Source organism: Paenibacillus sp. FSL R7-0297 (assembly GCF_038009025.1).
GTDB lineage: Bacteria > Bacillota > Bacilli > Paenibacillales > Paenibacillaceae > Paenibacillus_AQ.
In genome coordinates this window covers 6,173,345-6,184,666 of sequence record NZ_JBBPAQ010000001.1, presented here as the reverse complement: position 1 = coordinate 6,184,666, position 11,322 = coordinate 6,173,345, and the positions used below count along the sequence as shown (strand labels likewise).

Sequence of the window (11,322 nt, the reverse complement as noted above, 5' to 3'; positions counted from 1 at the left end):
ATAAATTTTATCCACCTAAAGGAGAATTCTTATGCAAATGCCAACGCAAGCTGTGATCCGGTCTGTTCAGGAGCTGGAAGACCGGCTGGCCCGTCCGTCTGCCGCACTGCTGGAGGAGCTCGCCCAGCTCGACGGGGATATCATGCTGCTCGGAGTAGGCGGAAAAATGGGCCCGAGCCTGGCCAGGCTGGCCGTGAATGCCATCCGGGAGGCCGGGCTGGACAAGAAGGTAATTGGCGTCTCCCGCTTCTCGAATGAGGCATTGAAGCAAGAATTAATTGAAGCCGGAGTGGAGGTGATCGCGGCGGATTTGTCTGACGACAGCGCGCTGCGGGCACTGCCTGACACGAAGAATATCCTGTACATGGCCGGCAATAAATTCGGCACAACAGGCAATGAGCATTTCACCTGGATGATGAACGCTTATCTGCCTGGGCGTGTGGCGGAGCGCTTCCGCGATTCGCGGATTGTCGTCTTCTCGACAGGCAATGTCTACCCGTTCACGCCGGTGGGCCAAGGCGGAGCAACGGAACGCACCTCACCGAATGCGAACGGCGAGTATGGACAGTCCTGTCTGGGGCGAGAGCGGATCTTCGAGCATTTCTCGCATAAGAACAATACGCCGATGTTCATCTACCGGCTCAATTATGCCATAGACTTGCGCTATGGCGTTCTGCTGGAGCTTGCCCGATCCGTCAAGGAGCAGCGGCCCATCGATCTGACGATGGGGCACGCCAATGTCATCTGGCAGGGAGATGCCAATGAGCTTGCCCTGCGCGCCTTGCTCCGCTGCAGCTCGCCGCCGAATGTCATGAACATCACCGGACCGGAGACGGTGTCGCTGCGCTGGGCGGCCGCGGAAATCGGCCGCAGGCTGGGGACTGAGCCTGTCTTCACGGGTGCAGAAGCCCCGGAAGCCCTGCTGAGCAATGCTGCGAAGGCAGCGGCTTCCTTCGGATATCCCCGGGTATCGCTGGCACAGATGATCGATTGGGTCGCGGACTGGGTGGCTGCGGGCAGCGAGACCTGGAACAAGCCGACACATTTTCAGGAACGGGAGGGCAACTATTAATGGGAGCGAGCAGACAACCGTTAACTCCGGAGCTCTATGAAGCGCTGCATGAAGGTCTGGCGATTCCGGCGCATCCTCTGGCCCTTACGGCAGAACGCAAGCTGGATGAGCGCCGCCAGCGGGCATTGACCCGTTATTATATCGCCTCCGGGGCAGGCGGAGTTGCTGTGGCCGTGCATTCCACGCAGTTCGAAATCAGGGACCCCGGGATCGGGCTGTTGGAGCCGGTGCTTAGGCTGGCTGCGGAAGAAGTGGAGCGTGCCGGCCTTACCCGTCCTTTCCTGAAGGTGGCAGGCATATGCGGAGACACGGAGCAGGCTGTCCGGGAAGCGCAGCTCGCGGCAGGTCTGGGCTATGAGGCGGGACTTCTCAGCATGGGCGGACTGCAGGACTGGAGCGAGGCGCAGCTGCTGGAACGCACAAGGAGAGTGGCGGATGTGATTCCTGTCTTCGGCTTCTATCTGCAGCCTTCTGTAGGCGGCCGGATCTTAAGCGTTGACTTTTGGCGGAGCTTTGCAGAGATTGAAGGCGTTATCGCGATCAAAATGGCACCGTTCAACCGTTATCAGAGCCTCGATGTGGTCCGGGCGGTGATGGAGTCCAGCCGCAGCAGCGAAATCGCTCTCTATACCGGCAATGACGATAATATCGTCACGGATCTGCTCACCACCTACCGCTTCAAGGTTAACGGGGAACCCATGGAGAAGAAAATTGTCGGCGGGCTTCTTGGTCACTGGGCGGTCTGGACAAGCAAAGCGGTTCACCTTCTGGATACGATCCGAAAAATCCGCAATGAGGCTACCCTGTCATCCAGCTGGCTGACCCTTGGCATTGAGGTGACCGACAGCAACGCGGCTTTGTTTGATCCGGCCCATCAATTTCACGGCTGTATTCCGGGCATTCATGAGGCGCTGCGCCGCCAGGGGCTGCTTGAAGGCTTATGGTGCCTGAATCCGGAGGAGCAGCTCTCACCCGGGCAGCTGGAGGAGATCAGCAGAGTCGCGAGGGATTATCCCCATCTCACGGATGATGAATTCGTGGCAGCGCATTTGGAGGAATGGCTCCGGTAAAAGAGGCGTCCGCACATTCCCCAGTGGAACCCGAAAGCCCGGATATGATAAGCTCATGGCATCAGGCCAGTCCTGAACCAAGGAGGGAAATCTATGAGCAGCTTAATCACAGGCCAAGTCTATTCCGGGTTTCAAGTCATGCGTCAGGAGTATATCCGGGAAATCGAATCCTCGGTATATACGATGGAGCATCAGCAGAGCGGCGCGCGGCTGCTATACGTACAGAATCAGGATGATAACAAGGTGTTCAGTGTCACTTTTCGGACTCCGCCTGCGGACAGCACGGGAGTGTTTCATATTCTGGAGCATTCGGTCCTGTGCGGCTCGGATAAGTATCCGGTAAAGGAACCGTTTGTAGAGCTGCTGAAGGGCTCGATGAAAACATTTCTGAACGCCTTTACCTTTGGCGACAAGACGATGTATCCGGTGGCCAGCCGGAATGAACAGGACTTTGCCAACTTAATGGAGGTTTATCTGGACAGCGTGTTCCAGCCGAACATTTACAGCCAGCGGGAGATTTTTGAGCAGGAGGGCTGGCATTACGAGCTGCCGCGTTCCGGGGATGAGCTGATCTATAAGGGTGTCGTCTACAACGAGATGAAAGGCTCTTATTCCTCACCTGTCACGGTATTAATCGACCGGATCAAAAAGTCGCTCTACCCGGATACGGTATACCGTCATTCCTCCGGCGGAGATCCGGAACATATCCCTGCGTTGACCTATGAGCAGTTCCTGGAGGCGCACAGCCGTTATTACCACCCGTCCAACAGTTATTTCTATCTCTATGGAGACTTGAATATCGAAGCGAGGCTGCAATTCATCCACGAGGAATATCTCAGCCGCTATAACCGCAAGGATATCGATACGGGGATTGCCCTGCAGCAGCCGACAGGAATAACCGAGCTTACGGCGGAGTATCCCATTCTGGAGTCCGAAACCGCCGCTGATAAGACATACGTGAGTTTGAACTATGTAATCGGAACCTCCCTGGACCGGGAGCTAAATCTGGCCTTTGCCATTCTGAAAAGCATGCTGATGGACAGCAACGCCGCTCCGCTGAAACAGGCTCTGCTGGAGAGCGGACTCGGCAAGGATGTGGTCTCTTTCTATTCCGACAGTATGGTCCAGCCTATGCTTGGCATTGCCTTGACTCATTCTAATCCCTCCGCCAAAGAGGCCTTCGTGAATCTGGTCAGAACGACGTTAAGCCGCCTTGCCGCGGACGGCCTGGATGAGAAGCTGGTGCTGGCCGCGGTGAACAGCAAGGAATTTGAACTGCGGGAAGCAGACTTCAACCAGTACCCGAAGGGCCTGACCTATAATATGGAAGTGATGAAGGCCTGGCTGTACGATGGCTTGCCGTCCACGTATCTGGAGTATGAAGCTGCAATTTCGGCTATCCGCGAACAAAGTACAAACCGGTATTTCGAGCGGCTGATCGAGACCTATCTGCTGAATAGCGACCACTGCAGCGTCGTTGTCCTGAAGCCTTCCCAGACCCTTGCGGCAGACAAAGAGGCGGCTGCCCGCAGCCGTTTGGCTGAATATAAAGCCTCATTGACGCCGGTACAGCTCGAAGAGCTGGTGCTGAATACGCAGAAGCTGCTGGCCCGGCAGAACCGTCCGGATGCCGCGGAGGATCTGCAGAAGCTTCCGAAGCTGTCCCTTCAGGACATTGACCGCAGCGCTCCGCCTGGGGCACCCACCCAGGAGCATAGGCTGGATGGAATCACAGTGCTGCATCATGAAGCGGCTGCCGGAACCATCGCCTATATTAAACTGTATTGGGACACCCGGGTTCTGGCGGCAGAACAGCTTCCTTATCTGGAACTGCTGGCGAGGGTACTGGGGCAACTGGAGACTGCGGCCTACAGCATTGAAGAGCTGACCAGTGAAATCGGGATCACAACCGGCGGCATCCGCTTTCAGAATGAGATATTTGGGTCCGGCAAAGCTGGCGAAGGAAGCTACCAGCCCAAATTCAGCGCCCGCATCAAGGTCATGCAAGGCAACATCGGCGGTTCCCTGAAGCTGCTGCACGAGCTGCTCTACAATAGCAGCTTGAATAATTTATCCAAGCTGCAGGAGATTGTCCGCCGGGAAGCCTCCGGCATGGAAGCAATGCTGAACCAGAAAGGCAATGAAATCGCAGCCGGCCGGGTGCTCTCTTATTTCACGGATAGAGGGATGTATGAGGAGCAGCTCGGCGGTATGGCCTATTACCGCTTCATCAAAGAGCTGGCCGGCCGGATTGACCAGGAGGCTGATCAGCTGGCGGATATTCTGAAGGGAATCTGCGGGGTTCTGTTTAATACACAGAATGTAACACTGTCCGTAACCGGAACGCTGGATACGTATGCGGAATTCACTGCACACCTGGCGCAGCTGGATCTGCGGGACCAGCAGGTTAAGTTCTTGCCGCTGCTGCCTGCGCTGGACCAGGCGGGCAACGAAGGGTTCATGTCTGCCAGCCAGGTGCAGTATGTGGTCAAAGGATATGACTTCACGAAGCTGGGGTTTGCTTATTCCGGCAAGCTGCAGGTGCTCAAAAGAATCCTCAGCCTGACCTATCTGTGGAATGCTGTCCGGGTCAAGGGCGGAGCTTATGGCGGCAATCTCGTTCTGCGCAGAGACGGTGTGCTCCTGTTTACTTCTTACCGTGATCCGAATTTGCAGGAGACGCTGGAGATTTATGACCGGGCATATTTGTTTGCCGGAGAATTTGCAGCAGATGAAGAGGAGATGACGAAGGCGATCATCGGCACGCTGGCGATGGTTGACCAGCCGCTGAGTCCCGGCGCACAGGGCCGGCAGGCGGACAGGTATTATTTCGAGCAGATTACCGGTGCAGACCTGCAGCAGGAACGGAATGAAATTCTATCAACAACCTCCGAAGATATCAGGCAATATGCCGGCCTACTACAGGCAGTGACGCAGCAGAATTACTTCTGTGTGGTCGGTAACGAGTCGAAGCTGAAATCAGTCCGGGATCTTTTCGGCAGCCTGGAGGAACTGGTGAAGTAATTTAGTTTTTGAATATTTAACTATTTAGATTTAAAATATAAGGATTACGACTAGGCGTATGCTTTCGAAGCAAGTTTTGCGAAGGGGACTCCCATGGAGCAGATGCTAACATAACTTTTAGGAGGAACAACAAGTGGAACTTGGAATAAGCACCTTTGTCGAGACAACGCCTGATGTGAATACCGGTGAGACCCTGAGCCACGCGCAGCGGCTGCGTGAAGTGGTGGAGGAAATCGTGCTCGCGGATCAGGTGGGACTGGATGTATACGGCGTAGGTGAGCATCACCGGCCTGATTTTGCAGCTTCATCGCCTGCGGTTCTAATGGCTGCTGCTGCACCGCTGACGAACAGAATCCGCCTGACCAGTGCAGTCATGATTCTCTCGTCAGCTGATCCGGTGCGTGTATTTCAGGATTTCGCCACACTGGACGGGATTTCGAACGGCCGTGCCGAGATTATGGTGGGCCGTGGCTCGTTTGTGGAGTCGTTTCCGTTATTCGGCTATGATCTGAAGGATTATGAAGCACTGTTCGACGAGAAGCTGGATTTATTGCTGAAGCTCCGCGAGTCGGAGAAGGTGAGCTGGAGCGGGAAGCACCGTCCAGCGATACATAATCTGGGGATTTATCCGCGTCCGGAGCAGAATCCCCTGCCTGTCTGGATTGCGAGTGCGGGAAGTCCGGAGTCTGCGGTCCGTGCCGGCACACTGGGCTTGCCGTTTGCCCTGGCGATTATCGGCAATGTGAATCCTTCGGATTATGCTACGCATGTACGGCTGTACAAGGAAGCAGCGGCCAAGGCCGGGCATGATGTGTCACAGCTGCCGATTGCCTCGCACTCGCATGGCTTCATTGCGAAGAGCAATGAGCTGGCGCTAGAGAAGTTCTTCCCGTCCACTCACGCGCGGACGAATGTCCGGGCGGTGGAGAAGGGGCTGCCGCCTTATCACCGTGCGGATTATGATGCGGCGAGCAGCTTTGACGGAGCGTTATATGTCGGCGGTCCGGAGACGGTTGCCCGCAAAATCATCCACCTGTACCAGCACGTGGGGATTACGCGGTTCCTGCTGCATGTGCCGCACGGCTCCATGCCGCATGCGGAGGTCATGGAGGCGATCCGCCTCTTCGGAACTGAAGTGGCGCCAATTGTGCGGGCGGAAGCCGCGCGTTTGAAGAACGTATAGCTGCTGTTGCCGCGAGAAACTTCTCGTTGGTCGCAAAATCCTGCAAAAAGCACAACATTTTCTTCACTAACCGGTGCTAATATGGAATATGTTGTATGAAATACTGTATTACTCCTTCTCCAAGCGGTTTAGCGGGAGAATTCCTGTATTTCATACAACAATTCACCCGTAGCCCCAGGCATCTCAGACTCAAGTTGCAATCCTTACAACATTTTAGATTATTCCGTTCCGATGGACCTTTAGCAACGGGGCGGTTACTGCTTTGGGATTAGTCTTATGTTTGGCTTATTTAACCAAGAAACCCCGGGACATTAGTCCCGGGGTCTTCGTCTGCTAATCAAGCAACTCTATAGATTGGGTGGAAACTTAAGAGAAAAGGCAGAGCGGCGAGGCTTCAAGTTATGGAAGCCTCGTAGATCGCAAGGGTGGACGCAGCAAGTATGCTATTAAATTCATCATCACTCTGCTGATCGCTGAGTCCCTGGGACAGGGCGCGCGAGAAGCTGGCAATGAGTCCGTGCTGGCGGGCCAGCTTCTCATTCGCTTCTGCCTGGGTATAGCCCCCGGATAATGCCACGATGCGGACTACATGCGGGTCTGCAGCGAGTTCGCTGTACAGATTATCTTCGGTCGGAAGTGACAGCTTCAGCATGACCTTGACGCCCTCTTCCAGAGTGGATAATTGGGCGGCCAGTTCCCGCTTCAGCAGCTGCTCGGACGCTGCTTTGTCCGGGCTGAGAATGTCTACTTCCGGTTCGATGATCGGAACCAACCCGTAACCGGCGATTTGCTCCGCGACAGCAAACTGCTGTTCTACGATTTGCCGGATACCCTCCGCGTTAGCTTCATGGATCACTGAGCGCATCTTGGTGCCGAAGATGTTCCTCTTGACCGCCCGTTCCAGCAGGTCATCCAGACCGGGAATGGGCTTCATGAGCTGAACCCCATTTTCCTGCGTGGCCAGTCCCTGATCGATTTTCAAAAAAGGCACGATGCCTTTCTGTTCCCATAAATAATCGGCGGTTAATTGTCCGTCTATGAAACGGTCCATCGTGTTCTCAAAAAGAATAGCGCCGAGGATATGCTCCGAATTAAATGCGGGACTCTGAATAATGCGTGTTCTCATCCCGTGGACCATCGCGTACATCTCTTCGTCACCGGAGTAGCGGTCCTCCTTAATGCCGTATTGCAGCAGCGCTTTGGGTGTGCTTCCCCCGCTCTGATCCAGAGCAGCTATAAAGCCTTGGCCTGTGTGAATTCTGTCCAATTGTTTCGTATTCATGGATATTTGTCCTTCCCTTCTACGAAATGAAATGGTGACTCCATCTGTTTAGTATAGCACTTTTGATTAGGGGCATACATTTGAGCCGGCAGAGCTTTCCATTTGAGTTGAGAGATATGGTATGTTACCTTGTTCAATAGGATGGTATGATAGGAAGAGGGGGGAAAATAATTATGACAAATGAAACAACCAATGAGACAGCCAATGAGACCGCCAATGAGGCAACAAACGGGGAAGCAGAAGCTGCCGAGAAGGTCATGACCGAAGAGAAATGGAACGAGCTGCTGAAGGCTGTTTTTCATAACGGCATTGTAGCTCTAAAAATGAGTTTCAGTGAAGTGGAAGGCCAGGTTCTGAATTTGGATACTTACGGCCCGGTGTTTGTGTATCGTGTCAAGGACAGTGCCAACGATGATTATTACTGCGGGTTCTTCCTTCGTGAGTTGGCCGGCAGATTCCAGTCCGGAAGCAGTCCGGAAATCTGGATGGCCTCCTTCTTCCACGAATTGATGAAGACCAAGGGAGGCAACTCCTTGCCTAAGCCTCTTCCGAGTGAAGAGGAAGCCAAGGCCGTTGTTGATAATGTACTGGTTCCCATGTGCATTGCCGCTGTCCGTGAAGAATTCGCACCGGAGCAGGTTCATGCAGGCCTGGCCTTTAACCCGGAGCACGGACCGGTCTTTGAAGCAGGATTCCCTGCAATCACTGACGGGAACAACGTATGCGCGATTCCGCTTCATCTGTTGCTGACGCATTTACAGCTGAACCGCGATCCTTCGGAGCTGCTGCTGCAGGGCTTGTACAAAATCCGTGAAGAACACGGAATGGAGTAGAAATGCAGGTAAGAGCATAAGATAAGCACAGGCCGCTCCTCTATGGAGCGGTCTTTTGCTGCAAAGATAAGAGTACATAGGTTCCATACGATCACTTCTCCTTTCGTTTCTGCCGGGTTCGCTGAATTGTCAAAATTACAGTTCTTACCGGGAGTAAAAACGATATATATGGGTGTAGCGGATGAAGACGCTCTCAAATGCTATTTTCGAAACCGGTTGGGTTAGGTTTCAACTGCACGAACGTACGCGTGCATTGAAATAGGATGGGCAACCTTGAATAGCAAAGAGGAGGACAACGATGTTGAGAAGAGGAAAAGTCTTAAGTTTGTTTCTGCTGTTCACGCTTTTGATCGCACTGGTGCCTGCGGGGAATTCCAGCGCAGCATCAACCTGGAATCTGGCCTGGAGCGATGAGTTCGACGGCTCTTCCCTGAATACCGCCAACTGGACTGCCGAGACCGGCACCGGCAGCGGCGGCTGGGGAAACAATGAATTGCAATATTATACGAACCGGACACAGAATCTGCAGGTTACCGGCGGCAATCTTGTAATCACAGCGCAGAAGGAATCCTATGGCGGCATGAATTATACCTCAGCACGGATCAAGACGCAGGGCCTCAAGAATTTCACCTATGGCAAAATAGAAGCCAGAATCAAGCTGCCTTCCGGTCAGGGGTTATGGCCTGCATTCTGGATGCTGGGCTCCAATATCACCACGGCCGGCCTCCGGGGAAACGGATATAATGGAACGGGTGAATAATAACGCCTTCGTCAACGGTACAGTGCATTGGGATGCAGGCGGGCATGCCGAATACGGGCAGGTGTCCGGAAGTCTGGATTTCTCCCAGTATCATGTGTACAGCGTGGAGTGGGATTCGAAATATATCAAGTGGTTCGTTGACGGCAACCAGTTCAATCAATTCTATATTGAGAACGGAACAGGCAATACAGAGGAATTCCAGAAACCGTTCTTCCTGCTGCTGAACCTTGCGGTAGGCGGCAATTGGCCGGGCGCACCGAACAGTGCTACCAGCTTCCCGGCACAAATGCTGGTTGACTATGTGCGTGTGTATCAGGCAGGCGCTCCATCGACCGGTATTGTCAGCGGCGGAGTATACACATTAATGTCCAAAGTAAGCGGCAAAGTGCTGGATGTGAAGGATGTCTCCACGGCAGACGGGGCCAAAATGCACCAGTGGACTAATTATACTGCCAGCAACCAGCAGTTCAGAGTGGAGAGCACAGGGGATGGCTTCTACAAGCTTACTGCGATGCATAGCGGTAAGGTGCTGGATGTTCCGAATGCCTCCACTGCAAGCGGCGTCCAGCTGCAGCAGGCCAATGACAATGGCAGCAATGCCCAGCGCTGGAGCATCATCGATGTAGGTGGCGGTTACTATAAGCTTATATCCAAAGCGAGCGGGCTGGCTATGGATGTCTCCTCGTCCTCTACAGCGGATGGTGCGGTAGTGCAGCAATGGACCGACAACGGAACAGATGCCCAGAAGTGGCTGCTCACCAAGATTAACTAGGGAAGCCTCACTCTAACTCTAACTCTTATAGCATCTTCCCGCTCATCAGACCGGGATGCGAATGGGACTGTTTATAGATAGGGACGAAAGACCGCGGAAGCTGCGGTCTTTCGTGCTTGTACGTGCTTATATTAGAATAATATTATTCAAAGCGGATGTTCTTGCTGAAGCGGACTGGGTTCCAGCTTGATCCAGCTCCAGCCGGCAGAATAGTCATACCCTAAATATTCATTGATGTGATAATGCTTATTGTAAGCGTTATTATATGGTGGGATAAATGGAATATTGGAGGCGATTTATGCAAAGCCGCGGAAATGCCAGGTCTAACCTAATGATGCTGATAATACTAATCATGCTAATATGCTGTATGTCCCTTGTGAGTTGTTCTTCCGGTACAGATTCAGCGGCTGTCCAGACAGCTTCCCCGGAAGCGTCCTCAGCCGCAACTGAAGGGAATGCGTCAGCAGCACCGCTGCAGAGCCCCGGAATTCAAAATTTAACGTTCCACAGTGAGGCGCTGGATCGGGAGATGCGGCTCAGTATTTACCTGCCCGAAGGCTACAGTGCGAAGCAGCATTACCCGGTCCTCTATTTCATCCACGGCTACGGCGGCAAAGAAACGGATATGATCGCCGGGCTGGGGCTGCATCTCAATGCAGACAGGCTGATTGAAGCAGGTCAGATCAATCCGCTCATTATCGTCTCCCCGCAGATGGATAACAGCTATGGGCTGAACTCTTCTCCTGCATATGCACCGAATGATCCTGGTGCCCCCCTGACGACCTCTAACGGGATGTATGAAGATTATCTAGTGAAGGATGTTGTGAATTATGTGGATTCGCATTTCAGCACGTTAGCCGAGCGGGATTCGCGCTATATTGGCGGCATCTCAATGGGCGGCTTTGTAAGCCTGCATGCCGCGCTGCTGCACAGCGATGTCTTCAGCAGGGCAGGCGGGCATAGTCCGGCGCTGTTTCTGGATGACTGGTCTTCGGTCGGCGGTGAATACGGCCTGATCAGATTCCTGTATCCGACAGAAGCAGAGCGGCAGGAGCGTGATCCGCTTATTTTGGCGAAGGATAGGGAGTTAAGGGATCTGGCAGTATACCTGGATTGCGGGGAAGAGGACAACTACCGGTTCTATGAAGGTGCAGAGCAATTATATACACTGCTTAAGGATAAGGGGGTGCCGGTTGAATATCACCTGAGAGCAGGGGAACATGATGGGGAGTACTGGAGAGCCCACTTGGATGAGTATTTGATTTTTTATGCCGGAAGGACTAACTGACGATGATGCTTACGAATTATAAATTGAATTTTGAAAAG

At 53.5% G+C, this 11,322-nt stretch carries 7 protein-coding genes and 1 pseudogene; 7 read left to right on the top strand and 1 reads right to left on the bottom strand.

Translation table 11 applies throughout. The features are described from left to right. Positions 1 to 55: 55 nt before the first annotated feature. The 4 genes from MKZ24_RS27085 to MKZ24_RS27070 all read left to right on the top strand — a co-directional run bounded on the left by MKZ24_RS27085 (position 56) and on the right by MKZ24_RS27070 (position 6,349). Positions 56 to 1,072, top strand: coding sequence for an NAD-dependent epimerase/dehydratase family protein (locus tag MKZ24_RS27085; protein WP_340790223.1), 1,017 nt, complete (start codon positions 56 to 58; stop codon positions 1,070 to 1,072). Beyond that, entirely contained in the window at positions 1,072 to 2,142 is a 1,071-nt protein-coding gene (locus MKZ24_RS27080) for a dihydrodipicolinate synthase family protein (protein ID WP_340788592.1), read from the top strand. The genes MKZ24_RS27085 and MKZ24_RS27080 overlap by 1 nt, the downstream gene beginning before the upstream one ends. Before the next feature lie 93 nt (positions 2,143 to 2,235). Further along, the gene (locus MKZ24_RS27075; RefSeq protein ID WP_340788589.1) at positions 2,236 to 5,166 is read left to right on the top strand and encodes an insulinase family protein; all 2,931 of its coding nucleotides are present in this window, start codon (positions 2,236 to 2,238) and stop codon (positions 5,164 to 5,166) included. Positions 5,167 to 5,299: 133 nt separating this feature from the next. Beyond that, positions 5,300 to 6,349: an Atu2307/SP_0267 family LLM class monooxygenase gene (locus MKZ24_RS27070; protein WP_340788587.1), complete on the top strand. Its 1,050-nt coding sequence runs from the start codon at positions 5,300 to 5,302 to the stop codon at positions 6,347 to 6,349. 394 nt (positions 6,350 to 6,743) lie between these two features. Here MKZ24_RS27070 and MKZ24_RS27065 read toward each other — a convergent pair whose 3' ends face one another. Next, on the bottom strand, positions 6,744 to 7,631 hold the full coding sequence (locus MKZ24_RS27065; protein WP_340788585.1) for a fructose bisphosphate aldolase: 888 nt from the start codon (positions 7,629 to 7,631) through the stop codon (positions 6,744 to 6,746). A 173-nt stretch (positions 7,632 to 7,804) separates the two neighbouring features. On the opposite strand from MKZ24_RS27065, the gene MKZ24_RS27060 reads away from it, so the two are divergent. The 3 genes and pseudogenes from MKZ24_RS27060 to MKZ24_RS27050 all read left to right on the top strand — a co-directional run bounded on the left by MKZ24_RS27060 (position 7,805) and on the right by MKZ24_RS27050 (position 11,284). Further along, the gene (locus MKZ24_RS27060; protein ID WP_042234767.1) at positions 7,805 to 8,464 is read left to right on the top strand and encodes a hypothetical protein; all 660 of its coding nucleotides are present in this window, start codon (positions 7,805 to 7,807) and stop codon (positions 8,462 to 8,464) included. 298 nt (positions 8,465 to 8,762) lie between these two features. After that, positions 8,763 to 9,996: pseudogene (locus MKZ24_RS27055) on the top strand (RICIN domain-containing protein). A gap of 367 nt (positions 9,997 to 10,363) precedes the next feature. Next, complete coding sequence (locus MKZ24_RS27050; RefSeq protein WP_445324174.1) at positions 10,364 to 11,284, top strand: alpha/beta hydrolase; 921 nt, start codon at positions 10,364 to 10,366, stop codon at positions 11,282 to 11,284. Positions 11,285 to 11,322: the final 38 nt, after the last annotated feature.

Coding starts and splice junctions, on each gene's coding strand:
- MKZ24_RS27080 (WP_340788592.1), top strand. CDS start 1,072: ATGGGAGCGAGCAGACAACCGTTAACTCCGGAGCTCTATGAAGCGCTG.
- MKZ24_RS27075 (WP_340788589.1), top strand. CDS start 2,236: ATGAGCAGCTTAATCACAGGCCAAGTCTATTCCGGGTTTCAAGTCATG.
- MKZ24_RS27065 (WP_340788585.1), bottom strand. CDS start 7,631: ATGAATACGAAACAATTGGACAGAATTCACACAGGCCAAGGCTTTATA.
- MKZ24_RS27060 (WP_042234767.1), top strand. CDS start 7,805: ATGACAAATGAAACAACCAATGAGACAGCCAATGAGACCGCCAATGAG.
- MKZ24_RS27050 (WP_445324174.1), top strand. CDS start 10,364: ATGTCCCTTGTGAGTTGTTCTTCCGGTACAGATTCAGCGGCTGTCCAG.